Genomic DNA, 18721 nt, shown 5'->3' with positions numbered 1-18721 from the left:
CCGCGCCTTACTTGGACGCAGACGGAGAGGCAGGGGCTGGCGTTGCAGGCGCCTTGTCAAAGCTGATCGTCGGTGGAGCCGAAATCGCCTTTTCGTTCTCCACCGTGAAGCCCGGCTTCACCTCGTAGCTGAAGATCTTGGCCGTCAGGTTGGTCGGGAAGCTGCGGGCAAGCACGTTGTAGGCCTGCACCGACTGGATGTACTTGTTGCGGGCCACCGTGATGCGGTTCTCGGTGCCTTCGAGCTGCACGCGCAAATCCTGGAAGCCCTGGTTGGCCTTCAGGTTGGGGTAGTTCTCGCTGACCACCAGCAAGCGGCTGAGTGCGCTGGTCAGCTCACCCTGGGCCGCCTGGAATTTCTGGAAGGCCGCCGGGTCGTTCACCAGTTCCGGCGTGGCCTGGATGGCGGTGGCGCGCGAACGGGCCTCCACCACCTTGGTCAGCGTTTCCTGCTCGAAGTTGGCTTCGCCCTTCACCGTGGCCACGATGTTCGGGATCAGGTCAGCGCGGCGCTGGTACTGGTTCAGCACCTCCGACCAGCCGGACTTGGTCTGTTCGTCCAGATGCTGGAACTCGTTGTAGCCGCAGCCGCCGAGAGACAGCGAGCCAGCCACCACGGCGGCCAGGGTCACGGTGCGCAGCACGCGCGAAGTTCGGGGGGAACGCATGAAGACAATCTCCTGCTGGAAAAGGGCCCCGAGGGGCCGGAGTAGGCACAGCGCTGGCGCTGTCACCTCTTCAAGATGCGGGCGAGGAGCCCGAAGTTCAAGCTGCGTCAAAGTGGCTTTCACGCTGGCGGGGATAATCGCCGGATGTTCGCACCGCTCGTCAACGATACCTTCCTGCGCGCTTGCCTGCGCCAGCCCACCACCCACACGCCTGTCTGGCTGATGCGCCAGGCCGGCCGCTACCTGCCGGAGTACCGTGACACCCGGGCCAAGGCCGGCAGCTTCATGGGGCTGGCCACGAACACCGACTATGCCACCGAGGTGACGCTGCAGCCGCTGGAGCGCTATCCGCTGGACGCCGCGATCCTGTTCTCCGACATCCTCACCGTGCCCGACGCCATGGGCCTGGGCCTGTCGTTCCAGCAGGGCGAAGGCCCACGGTTCGCAAAGCCGGTGCGCGACGAAGCCGCGGTGAACGCGCTGGCCGTGCCCGACATGGACAAGCTGCGCTATGTCTTCGACGCCGTCACCTCCATCCGCAAGGCCCTGAACGGCCGGGTGCCGTTGATCGGCTTCTCGGGCAGCCCGTGGACGCTCGCCTGCTACATGGTGGAAGGCGCCGGCTCGGACGACTACCGCCAGGTCAAGTCGATGCTCTACAGCCGCCCGGACCTGATGCACCGCATCCTGAGCGTGAACGCCGATTCGGTGGCCACCTACCTGAACACCCAGATCGATGCCGGCGCGCAAGCCGTGATGATCTTCGACAGCTGGGGCGGCGTGCTGGCCGACGGCGCGTTCCAGGAGTTCTCGCTGGCCTACACCCGCCGCGTGGTGCAGCAACTGAACCGCACCAAGGACGGCCAACCCGTGCCGGTGATCTGCTTCACCAAGGGCGGCGGCCTGTGGCTGCCCGAAATCGCTGATCTGGGCGCCGATGTGGTGGGCCTCGACTGGACCGTGAACCTGGCTCGCGCCCGGGCGTCCGTGGGTGGTCGTGTGGCGCTGCAAGGCAACCTCGACCCCAACGTGCTGTTCGCCCCGCCGGAAGCCGTGCAGCGCGAAGCCATCAAGGTGCTCGACAGCTTCGGCCGCCCGCAACGCGCTGATGGCGGCTGGGACGGCCACATCTTCAATCTGGGCCATGGCATCAGCCAGTTCACGCCGCCGGAGCATGTCACGGCGCTGGTCGAGGCGGTGCACAGCCATTCCCGGAAGTTGCGTCAGCCCGTGTGAACAACTGGGGTGCCGCTTGTCATCCACCGAAGGGATGAGGTCGGTATTTATCCTGTGAGTGAGCGCTCAGGGCTTGACTTATCCCCAAAAAGGGCCGAGCGAGCGTTCGCGGCGCGACGCGCATAGGCTCAAACCCGCATCGCTCGGCAACGTGTGGCAAGTCCTTGATTCGATTGATATTTTTTCCGTTGCGACAAAAGTGTGCAGATCGAACTGAAGCCTGATGGATCAAGCAGTTAGCGCATCTTTGTTCAGCTTTCCCACAAAGTTATCCACAGCCTCGGTGGGTAAGCGCAAAAGTGCTTTCCAATCATGGACTTAAACGCTTTCCTTCAGAAAACATCGAGCTTTCAGGCGCTTATCCACACTCTGGCGGGACAACCCTGATGTACCGACTGGCGGTTGCGGTCGATACCCCCCAGCACGCCGGCCTGGGCGACGTGCTTGATTACGAGGCCGCCGACGCCTGGGCGCCGGGCACGCTGGTGCGCGTGCCGCTGGGCAAGCGCGAAACCCTGGGCGTGGTCTGGCAGGCAGACGATGACGCGCCTGACGCCAGCGCCGCTGACGGCTCGCCGGTCGTGCTCAAGGCGGTGATCGAGGCGCTGGGCAGCCTGCCGCCCCTGCCGCCTGCCTGGTGTGCCCTGGTCAGCTTCACCGCGCGCTATTACCAGCGTGCGCTGGGCGAGGTCGCGTTGTCGGTGTTGCCGCCGGAATTGCGCAAGCTGGACGATGCCGGCCTGCTCAAGCGTCTGCGCAAGCTCGACAAGGCCCTGGGCCTGCTGCCGCCGCCTGCGCCAAAGCGCAAACGCAAATCGGCTGCGGCTGAGGTGGCACAAGCTGCCGAAATCGCAACTGAGTTGGCCGTTGAGCCACACGACACGCCCACCACAGCCGCCGAGGCCCCGCAGCGCCCGCCGCTCACGCCCGAGCAAGACACCGTACTGGCCAGCCTGACGGCCGATTTCAACGCCGCCCAACCCGCCTGCCACCTGCTGCACGGCGTGACTGGCAGCGGCAAGACCGAGGTTTACCTGCGCGCGGCGGAGCATGCGCTTAGCATCGGGCGCCAGGCGCTGGTGCTGGTGCCCGAAATCAACCTGACGCCCCAGCTGGAGCAGCGCTTCGCTGAGCGCTTCCCGGGCCGCAAGCTGGTGTCGCTGCACAGCGGCCTCACGGCGGCGCAGCGCCTGCAGAACTGGCTGGCGGCGCACCTGGGCCATGCGGATCTGGTGCTGGGCACGCGGCTCGCCATCTTCTGCCCGCTGCCGCGGCTGGGGTTGATCGTCGTCGACGAAGAGCACGACCCCAGCTACAAGCAGCAGGACGGCGCCCGCTATTCCGCGCGTGATCTGGCCGTGTACCGCGGCCGGCTGGAGCGCGCCCCGGTGGTGCTGGGCTCCGCCACGCCCTCGCTTGAAAGCTGGCAGCACGCGCAGACGGGCCGCTACCGGCTGCTGACCATGGCGCAGCGCGTGGGGCAGGGCGTGTTGCCCGCGGTGCGCATCATCGACATGAAAACCCAGCCCCGGCCGCCCCGCGGGCAAGAGCCGCCCGCGCTGGCGCCGCCGCTGCTGGCCGCGGTGAAAGAGCGCATCGAGCGCGGCGAGCAGAGCCTGCTGTTCCTCAACCGCCGCGGCTTTGCGCCGGTGCTGCACTGCACCGCCTGCGACTGGAAAAGCGGCTGCCCGCATTGCAGCGCCTGGCGCGTGTTCCACAAGCTCGACCGCACGCTGCGCTGCCACCACTGCGGCTTTACCGAGCGCGTGCCCCGCGCCTGCCCGGACTGCGGCAACCAGGACATCCAGCCGATGGGCCGCGGCACCGAGCGTCTTGAAGAGCAGATGGCTGAAGCGCTGCCCGGCGCGCGGGTGGCGCGCATCGACGCCGACACCACCCGCCTCAAGGGCACGCTGGAGCAGCAACTCGCTGCGGTGCATGCCGGCGATGTGGATGTGCTCATCGGCACGCAGATGGTCACCAAGGGCCATGATTTCCGCCGCGTCACGCTGGTGGCCGCCGTCAACCCCGACAGCGCCCTGTTCACCGCCGATTTCCGTGCGCCGGAGCGCCTGTTCGCCACGCTGATGCAGGCCGGTGGCCGCGCCGGCCGCGACGCTGAAGCCGCGGCCCGCAGCGAAATGTGGGTGCAGACCTCGGTGCCTGAACACCCGCTGTTCGCCGCCCTGCGCAAGCACGACTTCGACGCCTTTGCCGCCAGCCAGCTCACCGAGCGCGACATGGCCGGCCTGCCGCCGTTCAGCCACCTGGCGCTGCTGCGCTGCGAGGCGCGCGAGGCAGCGGTTGCCGAGGACTTCCTCAAGGCCGCGCGCGACCTGGCTCGCAGCCTGCTGCCGGCCGAGCAACTGACCGACGTGATGTTCTATGCGCCCGTGCCACCGCATGTGGCCAAGGTGGCTGGCTTCGAGCGGCGGCAGATGCTGGTGGAAGGCCCGACCCGGCCGCTGCTGCAACGCCTGCTGGCCGTGTGGACGCCCGCGCTGCCCGCGTTGCGCAGCCAGCACAAGGGCATCGTGCGCTGGGCCATCGACGTCGATCCGCTGTCGATCTGAGCCTGCGTGGCGCCCTGGCGGCAAAGCCAGCCACAATCACGGCTTGCGGAGCGGCTGCGGCTGCTCCCCTCGTTGTCACTCCTGATCCTTCTGCGCACCATGGCCTCCACCCGCGTCCTGACCGGCATCACCACCACCGGCACCCTGCACCTGGGCAATTACGTCGGCGCCTTGCGGCCGGCCATCGCCGCCAGCCGCGAGCCCGGCGTCGACAGCTTCTTCTTCATGGCCGATTACCACGCGCTCATCAAGTGCGACGACCCGGCCCGCATCGAAGCCTCGCGCCTGCAGATCGCCGCCACCTGGCTGGCTGCCGGCCTCGACACCGCGCGGGTCGTGTTCTACCGCCAGAGCGACGTGCCTGAAATTCCGGAGCTGACCTGGTTGCTGACCTGCGTCACCTCCAAGGGCCAGATGAACCGCGCACACGCCTACAAGGGCGCGGTGGACGCCAACGTGGCCGCCGGCGAAGACCCGGACGCCGGCATCACGATGGGCCTGTACAGCTACCCGATCCTGATGGCCGCTGACATCCTGATGTTCAACGCGCACCGCGTGCCGGTGGGCAAGGACCAAGTCCAGCACATCGAGATGGCGCGTGATGTGGCCCAGCGCTTCAACCACCTGTTCGGCCGTGGCGAAGATTTCTTCGTGCTGCCCGAGGCCGAGGTTGAAGCCGAGATGGAGCTCTTGCCTGGCCTGGATGGCCGCAAGATGAGCAAGAGCTATGACAACGTCATTCCCTTGTTCGAAGGCGGCGAGAAGGCCCTGCGCGAGGCCATCGCCCGCATCGTCACAGACAGCAAGCTCCCCGGTGAGCCCAAGGACCCGGACGGCTCGCACCTGGTCAGCATCTTTGATGCGTTTGCCACGCCGGCGCAGCGCGCGGCCTTCCGCGACGAGCTGCGTGCCGGCCTGGGCTGGGGCGATGCCAAGCAGCGCCTGTTTGACCAGATCAACGGCCAGATCGGCCCGATGCGCGAGCGCTACGACGCCTTGATGGCGCACCCGGAAGAGATCGAGGCCACGTTGCAGGCCGGCGCTGCCCGTGCCCGTGCCGAAGCCGCGCCGCTGCTGGCGCGCCTGCGCCATGCCGTAGGCCTGCGCACCTTCCAGCCACTGGCGGCGTCAACCGCCCCGGTGGCGCGCGCCAAGCCGGCGCTCGCCGTGTTCAAGCAATACCGCGAAGCCGACGGCCAGTTCTACTTCAAGCTCAGCGCCGCCGATGGCCGCGTGCTGCTGCAGAGCAGTGCCTTTGCCGGCGGCAGGGATGCCGGTGAATGGGTGAAGAAGCTCAAGACCGACGGCGCCGCTGCGCTGGCCGGCGCCCCCGTGCAGCGCGGTGATGGCGTGAGCGAAGACGATGTGGCCCATGCGCTGGCAGCGCTGCTGGCTGCCGCGGCTGAGGCCGCTGACGCAGCCGACAAGAACGCGTCGAGCGCTTCCAACACCTGATCCGCACCCGCCTCGCCACGGGGGTGCAGGCCCCGGTGGCGGGCCAGTCCACGCACACCTCATGAGCACCACCTACCACCTCGTCTATGCAGCCGGCGTGCTGCCAGGCTTCGAGCCCGCCGCCGTGCGTGCGGCGCTGGGCGCGCAACTCCAGCTCGATGAGGCGCGGCTCGGTGCCTTGTTCAGCGGCCGGCGCGCCGTCATCAAGCGCGGGCTGGACCTGCAGAAGGCGCAGCAGTGGGTGCAACGCTTTGCGGCGCTGGGTGCGCAGCTGAGCATGGAGGAGGACGTTGCTGCAGCGGCGCCAGCCGCCCCCGTTGCGGCCACACCCGCGCCTGCCGGCTTGAGCCTGGTGCCAATGGCCGTGGCGGCCATGCCGCCGTCAGAGCCAGAGCCCGCCGCACCCCGCCTGCCTGAGCCCGCACCCGCGCCCCAGTTCGATGCGGGCACCAAAGCCGAGGCCCGCGGCGACATGGACGCGCCGCCAACCCGCCAGGGTTTTGGCAGCACGCGCCATGCACCGCCCCCGCGCGATTTCCGCAGCTGGGCCCATGAGGATGAGCCTGCGTTGTTCGGCACCAGCATGGAGGGCCGCGTGGGCCGCCTGCGTGCCGCGTCAAGCAGCCTCTGGATGATGGTGGTCTTTCTGGCCATCCTGACCGTTGCCCTGCGTTCGATCGGCATCGTGTCGGGCCTGGTGTTTCTGATCTCGGCGGTGGCGTACCTGTTCCTCAGCATCCGCCTGAACGTGCTGCGCCTGCACGACCTGAACCTCACCGGCTGGTGGGCCGTGCTCAGCGTGGTGCCCACCGTGGGCACCATCATGACCCTGGTGCTGATGCTCTGGCCGGGTAACCCCGATGACAACGACTACGGCCCGCGGCCTGAAGCCGGCAGCGTGATGAGCATCGTGATTGCCACGCTGGCCCTGGTGGCCGTGGGCGCCTTGCTGCTGTGGAGCTCCATCCGCATGCTGGCCCGCTTCGCTGGCCATTGAGCCCCCTTCCGGAGACCCCCGTGGCACGCCGCAACCCGCACTTCCAACCTGACCAGCCGCACCACACGGCCGATGGGTTTCGCAACGTGGCCGCGCCGTTCGAGGTGAAGTCGCTGGCGGACGTGCTGCGCTGGCGCTGGAATGCGCGTGCCGAGGGCCTGCCCAAGCCGCCGCAGGCGCCCATTCCCCAGGTGCCGCCTGACCTGGCCTGGCTGCACGCCAATGCCACCGCCGGTGCGGCCATGGTGCCGGCCGTCACCTGGGTGGGCCATGCCACCGTGCTGGCCCAGCTGGGCGGGCTGAATGTGCTGACCGATCCGATCTTTGCCGAGCGCGCCTCGCCGGTGTCGTTTGTCGGCCCGCGGCGTGAACAGCCACCGGGTTTGTCGCTGGCGCAGCTGCCGCACATCGACGTGGTGATGGTGTCGCACAACCACTATGACCATCTGTGCGCGCCCTCGGTGCGTGCGCTGGCCGCACAAGCCGGTGGCCCGCCGCGCTTCGTGGTGCCGCTGGGCCTGAAAGCCTGGTTCGCCAAGCTGGGCATCCACACGGTCGACGAGCTCGACTGGTGGCAGTCGGTGATGGTGGACAGCGCCTGCGGCCGCCAGAGTGAGGTGATGCTGGTGCCCGCACAGCACTGGTCGGCGCGCGGCATCGCCGACCGCATGGCCACGCTCTGGGGCGGCTTTGCGATGTTCGCGCCTGATTGCCACTTGTTCTTCGCGGGTGACACGGCGTACTCGCGGGAGTTCGCTGCGCTCAAGGCCCGCTTCGCTGAGCGTCAGCAGGCCGGCGGCTTTGACATCGCGCTGCTGCCCATCGGCGCCTACGAGCCCCGCTGGTTCATGGCGCCGCAGCATGTGAACGTGGAAGAGGCCCTGCGCATCCACCACGACCTCGGCGCCCAGCGCAGCCTGGGCGTGCACTGGGGCACGTTCGCGCTCACCGATGAGCCGCTCGACGAGCCCCCGCGTGAGCTGCAGCGGCTGCGCGCTGCGCAGAACGTGTCGGACGATGCCGTGTTCGTGCTGCCCATCGGCGGCACCCGGGTGCTGCCTCCGCGCCGCGGCTGAAGGCCTCGCCGCCTCAGGCGGAACCCCACACCCCGCGTCAACCCTGCCCGGGGGCGGCACGCACCTTGCCTACACTGCCTGCATGAACAAGCCGTGCGCGCCACAAGCGGGCACGGCCTGAAGAACACAACCATCAGGAGTGAGCGCCATGAAACCGGCGACCCAGGTGCTGGTCATCAGCGCCGATGCGAATTTTCGCCAGCAAGTCACCGACGGACTGAACGCCGCCGCGCACAAGCGCGAGGCTTCGGGCGACAACCCGCATGGCCTGCAGGCTGTTGGCTGCCCGTGTGACCAGAGCGCCCTCGACATGGTGCTGGCCACCCCTGCCAGCGGCGTTGATCTGCAGGTGGTGCTGATCGACCACGGCCCGTCCGGGCCGGAGGGGCAGGGCGCGCCCGCCGTCATCCTGGCCCAGCGCATCATCGACGCGCGGCCCGAGCTCTCGGTCTACATGCTGCTGGAAGACGACAGCGACAAGCTGCTGGTGGAACAGCTCGCCAGCGACGCGGTGGACGGCTACTTCTTCCGCAACGAACACGATTTTTCCGGCTGGTTCCGCATCCTCGCGGCCGAGGTGGCCGAGAAGGCACAAACCCCGTTCCACGACGCGCTGCGCGCCTATGTGGCCCAGGCCAAGGACAGCTGGCACACGCCCGGCCACGCCGGTGGCGACAGCTTCAAGGGCAGCCCGTGGGTGGGCGATTTCTACGACTTCGTCGGCGAGGAAATGCTGCGCGCCGACCTGTCGTGCAGCGTGCCGATGCTTGATTCGCTGCTGCACCCCACGGGCGTCATTGCGCAGAGCCAGCGGCTGGCCGCCAAGGCCTTCGGTGCCCGCAAGACCTACTTCGCCACCAACGGCACCAGCACGTCGAACAAGGTCATCTTCCAGACCCTACTAGCGCCGGGCGACAAGCTGCTGCTCGACCGCAACTGCCACAAGTCGGTGCATCACGGCGTGATCCTGTCGGGCGCGCGGCCGGTGTACCTCGATTCGTCCGTGAACCGGCAATACGGCATCTTCGGGCCGGTGCCGCTGGCCACCATCCGCGCGGCCATCGCCGCCAACGCCGATGCCAAGGTGCTGATCCTCACCAGCTGCACCTACGACGGCTTCCGTTACGACCTCGCGCCCATCATCCGCGAGGCCCACGCCGCCGGCATCAAGGTGATCGTCGACGAGGCCTGGTACGGCCACGCCCGCTTCCACCCCGAGCTGCGGCCGACCGCCCTGGAGTGCGGCGCCGACTACGTCACCCAGAGCACCCACAAGGTGCTGTCGGCGTTTTCGCAGGCCAGCATGATCCATGTGAACGACCCGGCCTTCGACGAGCATCTGTTCCGCGAGAACTTCAACATGCACGCGTCGACCAGCCCGCAGTACACGCTGATCGCCAGCCTCGACGTGGCCCGCAAGCAGGCCGTGATGGAGGGCTACCGCCTGCTCGACCGCTCGCTGAAATTCGCCCACGAGCTGCGCGAGAAGATCAACGCCACCGGTGCGTTCCGTGTGCTGTCGCTGGCCGACATGCTGCCCGAGGAAGTGAAGGACGACGGCATTCGCCTGGACCCGACCAAGCTCACCATCGACATCTCGGCCAGCGGCTGGTCGGCTGACGAGCTGCGCGACGAGCTGATCAACCGCTACAACATCCAGGTCGAGAAGAACACGCACAACACGTTGACGCTGCTGCTGACCATCGGCACCACGCGCAGCAAGGTCAGCCGGCTGTTTGATTCGATGCTGCGTCTGGCCAAAGACCGTCGGCCGCCACTCACCTACGGCCGCATGCCCGAGGCACCGCGCTTCACGGCGCTGGCCTGCCTGCCGCGTGATGCGTTTTATGAAGCCGGCGTGCGCATGCCGCTGCTCGACGAGCAGGGCCAGCCGAATGCGGCCTTGAATGGCCGCGTGTGCTGCGACCAGATCGTGCCGTACCCGCCGGGCATTCCGGTGCTGGTGCCGGGTCAGGTGATCGAGCCCGCGGTGGTGGCCTACCTGGTGCGGCTGCTGCAGACCCAGCGCTCGATCGATCTGCACGGCCTGGCGCAGATGGACGGCGAGTGGCGCCTGCGGGTGCTGAGCGACGACGAGCGCGCCGCGCTGCCGGAGCGCTGAAGCCATGCGACGTTTCTGGCGTACCTTGTTCCTCTCGCTGTGTCTGGCCGTGCTGCTGCTGGCGGCCTACCTGCTGCTGTGGCCGGTGCCGGTGCGTGCCGTGGCCTGGACGGCGCCCGGCGACAGCGGCTACACCGGCGTGCATGCCGCCAACCAGCGCCTGGCCGGGCTGCAGGTGATCGACCTGCACGGTGAAGAAGGCCCCGAGCACATCGCCATCGGCCCCGATGGCGCCTTGTACGCCGCGGTGCTCAGCGGCAAGGTCTTGCGCATGGCACCGGATGGCAGCGGGCAGACGGTGTTTGCCAACAGCGGCGGCCGGGTGCTGGGCTTCGACTTCGAGCGCAAGCCCGATGGCGACTGGACCATGATCGCCGCCGATGCGGTGCGCGGCCTGCTGCGCATCACCCGGCAGGGCGAGGTGACGGTGCTTGCCGACCGCGTGGGCGACAGCCCCATCCGGTATGCCGACGCCGTGGTGGTGTCAAGCGCCGGCAAGGTGTACCTCAGTGATGCGTCCACCCGCTTCGCACCGAAGGATTGGGGCGGCACCTTCGAGGCCAGCGTGCTCGATATCCTGGAGCAAAGCGCCACCGGCCGCATCATCGAACATGATCTGCGCACCGGGCAGAGCCGGGTGGTGGCTCACGGACTGAGCTTCGCCAACGGTGTGGTGCTGAGCCAGGACGAGCAGCAGCTGCTGGTGGCCGAGACCGGCCGCTACCGCATCTGGCGCGTGAGCACCGATGCCAGCAACCTTGATCTGGCGAGTGTTGATCTCGACACCAAAGCCGGCGCCACCCCGAGCCAGGCCAAGGTGCTGATCGACAGCCTGCCTGGCTACCCGGACAACCTGATGCGGGGCCGCGATGGCCGCATCTGGGTGGGCCTGACCAAGCCGCGCAACCCGGTGATCGACCGTATGGCGGGCACGCCGTGGCTGCGCGAGGTGACGCTGCGCCTGCCGCGTGCCCTCTGGCCCATTCCGAAGGCCTACGGCCACGTGTTCGCGTTCAACGAACAAGGCCAGGTGCTGCTGGACCTGCAGGACATTTCCGGCCGCTACCCCGAGACCACGGCGGTGAGCGAAACGCCGGACCGGCTGTATGTGCAGAGCCTGCATGCGCGCGGCCTGGGCTGGATTTCCACCAGCGCTGCGGGCTTGTCTCGCTGAGTTCAGCGAACCTGCTTTAACGCACCGACGCGCGCAGCCGATCAAAATCCCGCCAGAAACGGGCGTCCTGGCTGGTGGCGAAGTTGATGCGCATCAGCGTGCCCGTGCGGCGCGTGGCATGGAACAGATGGCCGGGGGCCAGCAGCCAGCCCTCGTCGTGCATCAGCTGCGCCATCACCTCGGTATTGACGCCGGTCTCGACCCAGCCGAACAGCCCTTGCGGCGGTGTGACAAACCGGCAGCCGTGCTGCTGCGCCAGTTGCACGGTGCGGTGCCGCGCCGCGTCCAGCCGGGTGGTGACGCGCTCGGCATGGCGCCGCAGGCTGCCTTGCTCCAGGCAAATGGCCACGGCCTGCTCCAGCACCGCCGGGGTGGTGAGGGTCGACAGCAGTTTGGTGTCGACCAGCCGCTCCACCAGCCGCTCCGGCACGGCCAGGTAGCCCACGCGCCAGCTGGGCGTGAGGATCTTCGAGAAGCCCGACACATACAGCGTGCGCTGCAGGCCATCGAGTGCTGCCATGCGGGGCAGGTGAGCCGGCGCCAGGTGGGCATAGGTGTCGTCTTCCACCAGCCAGAAATCATGCTGCTCGGCGAGCTTGAGGATCTGGTGCGCCGTCGACAGGTTGAGTGAGCCGCCGGTCGGGTTGTGCAGCACCGGCACGGTCACGTACATGCGCGGCTGGTGCTCGCGGGCCAGGGTGGCCATCACGGTCAGGTCGGGGCCGTCGGCGCCGCGTGGCACGGGCAGCAGGCGCACGCCGAGTTGCGTCAGGCGCGCGTATTCCACCGCCCAGGCGGGCTCGTCCACCAGCACCGCATCACCGGGCTTCAGCAGGGTGCGCGAGATGATGTCGAGCGCGTGCGTGGCGCCGGTGGCGGTGATGATCTGCGCGGCCTGGGCCCGCACGCCAAAGTCGGCGAGCTTCACGCACAGCGCTTCACGCAGCCGCCGGTCACCGGCCGGGTGGCCGTATTGCAGCGAGATCATCGGATCGCCCTGGGCCAGCACCCGGCGCAGCGCGCTGGCCAGCATCGGCAGGTCGAGCCAATCGGCCGGCAGGGTGCCCAGGCCCGGCGCCGGCTTGTCAGACAGCCCGTGGAACATCCCGCGGATCAGCGCCGTGGCGTCCACCGGCGGCACCGAGGCCACGGCCGCCGCCGCATGCGGCTGTGCCGACTGGCGCTGCTCACGCACGAAGAAGCCGCGCTGGCGGCGGGCTTCCACCAGCCCTTGCGCCAGCAGCTGGTCGTAGGCGGCCACCACCGTGTGTGGGCTCACGCCCTGGCGGCGGGCGCATTCGCGCACCGAGGGCAGTTTGGCGCCGGGGGCCAGCAGGCGCTGCCGGATGTGCTCGGTGAACTGACTCGCGATCTGGTCGGTCAGCGTCTGCGCGGCGCTGCGGTCCAGGCCGCCGCGGGGGCTGCTGGCGCCGGCGGACGGTGCATCGGTGTCGGTTTCCGGGCGGGTTTCTCGGGCGGACATGGCGGGCCTGTGTGCGGCGCCGGGCAGGCCACCCGGCGCACTGTGTCTGTTCAATGACCAATACAGAACCGGCCTGTGCGCTGGCAATCTGTACTGCAACTGTACTGGTGTGCTGCCTACACTGTCCAGATGCCCATGACCGATTTCATCGCCCTGCTGGCGCTGGTGACCGCAATGTCCTTCACCCCCGGCCCGAACACGACGCTCGCCGCGTCGCTCGGCGCCAATGGCGGCTGGCGGGCGGCATGGCGCTTCTGCCTGGGCGTGCCGGTAGGCTGGGTGCTGCTGATGCTGGCGTGCAGTGCCGGCGTTGGCGCGCTGCTGGACGCGCACCCTGCCTTGCGCGGTGCGCTGAAGCTGGGCGGGCTGGCGTATCTGGTGTGGCTGGCCTGGCGGCTGGCGGGCAGCGCGCGTTTGTCTGAGGCTGATCCGCAGCGCTTGCAGGTGGGCTTCTGGCAGGGCGCGATGCTGCAGGCCGTGAACATCAAGGCCTGGCTGGCGGCGCTGCTGGTCGTGGCCGGCTGGGTGGCACCGGGCCCGCTGGCCGAGCGGCTGCTGGTGGTCACGCCAGTGATGGCCGTGTACGCCTTCGCCAGCAATGCCACTTATGCCGTGGTTGGCGCCGTGCTGCGCCCCTGGCTGGCACAGGGCAAGCGCCTGCTGTGGTTCAACCGTGGCATGGCGCTGGTGCTGCTCGCCACCGCCCTCTGGATGCTGAAGGCCTGAGCCATGACGATCACCTCGCAGGCCCCCCAACCCGGCACAACACCCACCGGTGACAGTGCCGCGCAGCGCCGCGGCCTGTGGCTCGGCGCCCTGGGCGTGCTGATCTTCGCGATGACGCTGCCGATGACTCGGCTGGCCGTGGGCGGCATCGACGCACCGCAGTTGCCGCCGCTGTTCGTGACGGCCGGGCGGGCGGCGGGCGCTGGCGTGCTCAGCCTGCTGTGGCTGTGGCTCACCCATGCGCCGCGGCCGCAGCGCCATCACCTCGTCCGTTTGCTGGCGAGTGCGCTCGGCACGGTCGTGGGCTTTCCGCTGTTCCTGAGCCTGGCGCTGCGCGAAGTGCCGGCCATGCATGCGGCTGTTGTTACGGGCATCCTGCCGCTGGCCACGGCGGCGATGGCGGCCGTGGCCTTGCGCCAGCGGGCCTCCATCGGCTTCTGGGTGTGCGCGGTGGCGGGCTGTGCGCTGGTGCTGGCCTTTGCGGCCTGGGAAGGCGCGGGCAGCTTGAGCCGCGCTGATGGCTGGCTGCTGCTGGCCGTGCTCAGCGCCTCGGCCGGTTATGTGGCCGGTGCCAGCCTCAGCGCCACCTGGAAGGCCGAACACGTCATCTGCTGGGTGCTGGTGCTGTCGATGCCCTTGACCGTGCCGGTGGCCTGGCTGGCCTGGCCTGTGCAGCCGGCCAGCGCTGCGGCCTGGGGCGGCTTCGCCTACGTCACGGTGTTCTCGATGTGGCTGGGCTTTTTTGCCTGGTACCGCGGGCTGGCGCTGGGCGGCACCTTGCGTGTCAGCCAGGTGCAACTGGTGCAACCCTTTCTGGCGCTGCTGCTGGCCGTGCCGGTCCTCGGGGAACCTTTGAGTGGCCGCACGCTGGCGTTTTCGCTGGTCGTGATGGCCGTGGTGGTGGTGGGCAAGCGCATGCCGGTGCAGCCCGTGAACGGAAAGCAATCATGAAGACTTTGGGTTTGCTCGGCGGCATGAGCTGGGAATCGACGCTGGTGTACTACCGCTTGATCAACCAGGGCGTGGCCGAGCGCTGCGGCGGGCTGCACAGCGCCCCGCTGCGCATGGCCAGCCTCGATTTCGCTGATGTTGCCGCGCTGCAGCGCGCCGGTGACTGGGCGGGCGCCGCCGCGATGCTGGGCCAGGCGGGTGCGGGCCTGCGTGAGGCCGGTGCGCAGTCGCTGGTGATTGCCACCAACACCATGCACAAGGTCGCCGACGTGGTCGTGCAGACCAGCGGCCTGCCGCTGCTGCACATCGGTGACGCCACCGGCCAGGCCCTGCGTGCGGCGGGCTGCCGGCGCACCGGCCTGCTCGGCACGCGCTTCACGATGGAAGATGATTTCCTGCGGGAACACCTGGCTCAGCACCACGGCGTGATGACCGAAGTGCCCTCACTGGAAGACCGCGACGAAGTGCACCGCGTGATCTTCGAGGAGCTGTGCCGCGGCATCATCCGGCCTGCCTCGCGTGAGCGTTTCGCCCGCATCATCGAGCGTCTGGCGCAGCGCGGCTGCGACAGCGTGGTGCTGGGCTGCACCGAGATTTCACTGCTGATCGATCCGGCCGCCCCCGGCTGGCCCGTGCCCCTGTTTGACACCACCGCCCTGCACGCCGAAGCGGCTGTGCAGTGGATGCTTTGCGACGACTGAGGAAGAGGACAATCCATGCCCATGAGCAACACCCCCTGGACGCTGGCGCAACGTGCCGCCCGGATGAACCCGTCCATCATCCGCGAGATTCTGAAGGTCACCGAGCAGCCCGGCATCCTGTCGCTGGCGGGTGGCCTGCCCTCGCCGGACACCTTCCCGATCGAAGCCATGCGCGAAGCCACCACCAAGGTGCTGGCCGACACCCCGCGTGAGGCGCTGCAATACGCCTCCAGCGAAGGCTATGGCCCGCTGCGCGAATGGGTGGCCGCCACGCTGAACGCCCGCGGCCAGCGCGTGACGGCGGACCAGGTGCTGATCACCACCGGCTCGCAGCAGGGCCTGGACCTGGTCGGCAAGGTGCTGGTGGATGCCGGCGCGCCGGTGGCCGTCGAAACGCCCACCTACCTGGGCGCCCTGCAGGCCTTTGCCCCGTACGAGCCGATCTTCACCGGCGTGGCCGGCGACCACCTCGGCCCGCTGCCCGAAGCCATCAGCCAGCTGCGCCATGACGCGCCGGGCTGCCGCTTCATGTACGTGCTGCCGAACTTCCAGAACCCCACCGGCCGCGTGATGCCGGAAGCGCGCCGCCAGGCCGTGGTGGCCGCGGCGCAGGGCATCAACCTGCCGCTGGTGGAAGACAACCCGTATGGCGATCTGTGGTTTGATCAGGAGCCGCCGCCGTCGCTGTCGTCGCGCTGGGCCGAAGGCACGATCTACCTCGGCTCGTTCAGCAAGGTGCTGGCTCCCGGCCTGCGTCTGGGCTATGTGGTGGCACCGCCTGCGCTGATGCCGAAGTTCCTGCAGGCCAAGCAGGCCGCCGACCTGCACACGCCGGGCTTCAACCAGCGCGTGGTGCACGAGGTCATCCGCAACGGTTTCCTCGACCAGCACATCCCCACCATCCGCGCCCTCTACAAGGCCCAGCGCGACGCCATGGCCACCGCACTGCAGCAGCACCTGCCCGCAGGCAGCGAGTGGCAGGCCCCGGAAGGCGGCATGTTCTTCTGGGTGCGTCTGCCGGCCGGCTTCCATGCGATGGCGCTGCTGAAGTCTGCCGTGGCCGCGGGTGTGGCCTACGTGCCGGGCGAAGCGTTCTACGCTCACCAGCCCGATGTGCGCACGATGCGCCTGAGCTTCGTCACGCTGACGCCCGAGCAGATCGGCCATGCCGTGGCGCTGCTGGGCGGAGTGCTGCGCAAGCACCAGACCGAAGAGCTGCAACCCGACACGCCCTGAACCCCGAACGCTGAACCAGGACCACCTGCCATGCCCCGCCTGCACCGCTACACCCAGCTCGACGTCTTCACCGCCACCGCCACCCAGGGCAACCCGCTGGCGGTGGTGCATGACGCCGACGACCTGTCGTCCGAGCAGATGGCGGCGTTTGCCCGCTGGACCAACCTCAGCGAAACCACCTTCCTGCTGCAGCCCACCGACCCGGCCGCCGATTACCGCGTGCGCATCTTCACGCCGGGCGGCGAGCTGCCCTTTGCCGGCCACCCGACGCTGGGCAGCTGCCGCGCCTGGCTGGCGGCCGATGGCCTGCCGCGTCAACCCGGGCAGGTGGTGCAGCAGTGCGGCATCGGCCTGGTGACGGTGCGGCGCGAGGGCCAGCGCCTGGCGTTTGCAGCGCCGCCTTGCCTGCGCGGCGAGGTGGAGCCGGGCCTGCTGGCCGAGGTGGTGGCCGCGCTGGGTTTGCAGCCCGACGAGGTGATCGCGGCGCAGTGGCTGGAGAACGGCCCGAAGTGGCTGGGCATCCATGTGCGCAGCGCCGAGCGTGTGCGTGCGCTGATGCCCGACCACGGCCTGCTCAAGCACCTGGCGAAGGTGGGCGTGGTGGCGCCGCAGGCAGCAGGCGCTGACACCCAGTTCGAAGTGCGCGGGTTTGTCTCGCCGCTGGGCGTGAACGAAGACCCGGTGACCGGCAGCCTGAACGCCGGCCTGGCGCAATGGCTGATCGGCAGCGGTGCCGCGCCTGACCACTACGTGGCCGCACAAGGCACGGCGATGGGCCGGGCGGGCCGCGTGCATGTGCAGCGCGAGGGCGACACGATCTGGATCGGCGGCGACGTGGCGGCCTGCATCAGCGGCACGGTCACGCTCTGAGCCTTGGCAGGGTGACGGGATGACGGGGTGGTTCGGCCGCCCGCTGGTTGCACAATCCACCCATGCAACTTGAATCGGCCATCGACCACATCGTCATCGCAGCCCAGACCCTGGACCAGGGCCAGGCCTGGTGCGAAGAGCGCCTCGGCGCCAGCCCGCTGCCGGGCGGGCAGCACCCGCTGATGGGCACGCACAACCGGCTTCTGCAGATCAGCTCGCCCGAGTGCCCGCAGTGCTACCTCGAAATCATCGCCATCGACCCCGCGGCCAAGCCGCCGCGGCGGCCCCGCTGGTTTGGTCTGGACGACGCGGCCCTGCAGGCCCGCCTGGCCAGCACCGGGCCGGAGCTGGTGTCGTACGTGGCGCGCTCCAACCAGATCAACACCCACCGCTGGGCCTTGCTGGCGGCGCACCTGCAGCCCGGCGAGGTGGTGACGGCCAGTCGCCAGACGCCCAACGGCCTGCTCGAATGGCAGATTGCCATTCCGGATGACGGCCGGCCGCTGGCAGGAGGCGCGGTGCCGATGCTCATCCAGTGGCAAGGTGGCCATCCAGCCGACCGGCTGCCCGAGAGCGGCGTGGGCCTGACGGCCATCACCGTGCGCGGCATGGCCGACATCGTGGCCCAGGGCCTGAAGTTGCAACCCATCACCCGCGCGTCACGCCCGGGTGCGGCGCTTTCGGCCCACTTCAACACGCCCAAGGGCACAGTCACGCTGCACAGCCACACGGGGCTGTGAGCTGTTGACGGGCGGGCCTATGGGCCCGTCTTGGGGTGTCGTCGAGCGACCTCGTCAGGTGGCAGCAGCGATCTCGCGCAGGGCCTGCTCGAACACCTCGGGCGGCTGGCCGCCGCTGATCAGGTGCTGCTTGTTGATCACGATCGCCGGCACCGAGCGGATGCCCGATTGCTGCCACACCGCCTCTTCGGCGCGCACGTCGTCGGCGAATTCATCACCGTCCAGCACCGCGCGGGCTTCGTCGGCATCGAGGCCCACCTCGCCGGCCAGGCGGCACAGCAGGTCGTGGTCGCCGGGGTTCAGGCCGTGCGTGAAGTAGGCGGCGAACAGCGCTTCCTTCAGCGCCTTCTGGCGCTCCGGGCTCGACAGGTGCGCCCAGAACAGCAGGCGGTGGCAGTCGAAGGTGTTCCAGGTGCGGCTGCGCTTGTCCATGTTGAACTCGAAGCCCACGCTGGCGGCGCGCGCCTGGATGTTGGCCTGGTTCTGCGCCACCTGCTCAGGCGTCAGGCCGTACTTGCGCGACAGGTGCTCGGTGATGTCTTCGCCCTCGGGCGGCATCTGCGGGTTCAGCTCGAACGGCTGGAAGTTCAGCTCGATCGGGCCGATGTCATCGCCGATGCGGGCCAGGGCGATGTCGAGCGATTTCAGGCCGATGATGCACCACGGGCACACCACGTCAGAGACGAAGTCGATTTTCATGGGCGCCATTGTCCG

General features: G+C 68.8%; 16 protein-coding genes. 13 read left to right on the top strand and 3 right to left on the bottom strand.

What is annotated here, in order from left to right; genetic code table 11:
• Positions 1-7: 7 nt before the first annotated feature.
• A complete protein-coding gene (locus tag AACH00_RS05205) occupies positions 8-667 on the bottom strand; it encodes a LemA family protein (RefSeq protein ID WP_341398024.1) in 660 nt (219 codons plus the stop codon).
• Between the two features lie 144 nt (positions 668-811).
• Here AACH00_RS05205 and hemE point away from each other — a divergent pair, with 144 nt between their 5' ends.
• The 7 genes from hemE (at position 812) to AACH00_RS05170 (ending at position 11300) form a co-directional block, all read left to right on the top strand.
• Complete coding sequence (gene hemE, locus AACH00_RS05200) at positions 812-1903, top strand: uroporphyrinogen decarboxylase (RefSeq protein ID WP_341398023.1); 1092 nt, start codon at positions 812-814, stop codon at positions 1901-1903.
• A gap of 386 nt (positions 1904-2289) precedes the next feature.
• Positions 2290-4476, top strand: a complete 2187-nt coding sequence (locus AACH00_RS05195; RefSeq protein WP_341398022.1) for a primosomal protein N' — start codon at positions 2290-2292, stop codon at positions 4474-4476.
• A 99-nt stretch (positions 4477-4575) separates the two neighbouring features.
• Positions 4576-5931, top strand: a complete 1356-nt coding sequence (locus AACH00_RS05190; RefSeq protein WP_341398021.1) for a tryptophan--tRNA ligase — start codon at positions 4576-4578, stop codon at positions 5929-5931.
• A gap of 61 nt (positions 5932-5992) precedes the next feature.
• A complete protein-coding gene (locus AACH00_RS05185) occupies positions 5993-6928 on the top strand; it encodes a DUF805 domain-containing protein (protein ID WP_341398020.1) in 936 nt (311 codons plus the stop codon).
• A 20-nt stretch (positions 6929-6948) separates the two neighbouring features.
• On the top strand, positions 6949-8004 hold the full coding sequence (locus AACH00_RS05180) for an MBL fold metallo-hydrolase (protein ID WP_341398019.1): 1056 nt from the start codon (positions 6949-6951) through the stop codon (positions 8002-8004).
• Between the two features lie 148 nt (positions 8005-8152).
• Positions 8153-10126 carry an aminotransferase class I/II-fold pyridoxal phosphate-dependent enzyme gene (locus tag AACH00_RS05175; RefSeq protein ID WP_341398018.1) on the top strand — a complete coding sequence of 658 codons (1974 nt, stop codon included), beginning with the start codon at positions 8153-8155 and terminating at the stop codon, positions 10124-10126.
• A 4-nt stretch (positions 10127-10130) separates the two neighbouring features.
• Positions 10131-11300, top strand: a complete 1170-nt coding sequence (locus tag AACH00_RS05170) for an SMP-30/gluconolactonase/LRE family protein (protein ID WP_341398017.1) — start codon at positions 10131-10133, stop codon at positions 11298-11300.
• A 16-nt stretch (positions 11301-11316) separates the two neighbouring features.
• On the opposite strand, the gene AACH00_RS05165 is transcribed toward AACH00_RS05170, so the two are convergent.
• A complete protein-coding gene (locus AACH00_RS05165; RefSeq protein WP_341398016.1) occupies positions 11317-12783 on the bottom strand; it encodes an aminotransferase-like domain-containing protein in 1467 nt (488 codons plus the stop codon).
• A gap of 129 nt (positions 12784-12912) precedes the next feature.
• Here AACH00_RS05165 and AACH00_RS05160 point away from each other — a divergent pair, with 129 nt between their 5' ends.
• From AACH00_RS05160 to AACH00_RS05135, 6 genes are all read left to right on the top strand, one after another.
• The gene (locus tag AACH00_RS05160) at positions 12913-13509 is read left to right on the top strand and encodes a LysE family translocator (RefSeq protein WP_341398015.1); all 597 of its coding nucleotides are present in this window, start codon (positions 12913-12915) and stop codon (positions 13507-13509) included.
• Positions 13510-13512: 3 nt separating this feature from the next.
• Positions 13513-14460 (top strand): DMT family transporter, encoded by a 948-nt coding sequence (locus AACH00_RS05155; protein WP_341398014.1) that lies wholly within the window; start codon positions 13513-13515, stop codon positions 14458-14460.
• On the top strand, positions 14457-15161 hold the full coding sequence (locus tag AACH00_RS05150; RefSeq protein ID WP_341398013.1) for an aspartate/glutamate racemase family protein: 705 nt from the start codon (positions 14457-14459) through the stop codon (positions 15159-15161). Before AACH00_RS05155 ends, AACH00_RS05150 begins: the two co-directional genes overlap by 4 nt.
• Positions 15162-15182: 21 nt before the next feature.
• Positions 15183-16397 carry an aminotransferase-like domain-containing protein gene (locus AACH00_RS05145; RefSeq protein WP_341398012.1) on the top strand — a complete coding sequence of 405 codons (1215 nt, stop codon included), beginning with the start codon at positions 15183-15185 and terminating at the stop codon, positions 16395-16397.
• Positions 16398-16427: 30 nt separating this feature from the next.
• Positions 16428-17267 (top strand): PhzF family phenazine biosynthesis protein, encoded by an 840-nt coding sequence (locus AACH00_RS05140; protein WP_341398011.1) that lies wholly within the window; start codon positions 16428-16430, stop codon positions 17265-17267.
• 62 nt (positions 17268-17329) lie between these two features.
• On the top strand, positions 17330-18007 hold the full coding sequence (locus tag AACH00_RS05135) for a VOC family protein (protein ID WP_341398010.1): 678 nt from the start codon (positions 17330-17332) through the stop codon (positions 18005-18007).
• Positions 18008-18061: 54 nt separating this feature from the next.
• Here the strand turns inward: AACH00_RS05135 and AACH00_RS05130 are convergent, their stop codons facing one another.
• Positions 18062-18715 carry a DsbA family oxidoreductase gene (locus AACH00_RS05130; protein WP_341398009.1) on the bottom strand — a complete coding sequence of 218 codons (654 nt, stop codon included), beginning with the start codon at positions 18713-18715 and terminating at the stop codon, positions 18062-18064.
• Between the last annotated feature and the right edge of the window lie 6 nt (positions 18716-18721).

Source organism: Ideonella margarita (assembly GCF_038066635.1).
Lineage (GTDB): Bacteria > Pseudomonadota > Gammaproteobacteria > Burkholderiales > Burkholderiaceae_C > Ideonella > Ideonella margarita.
The sequence above is the reverse complement of the archived record's forward strand: the minus strand, read 5'-3'. Positions and strand labels throughout refer to the sequence as shown.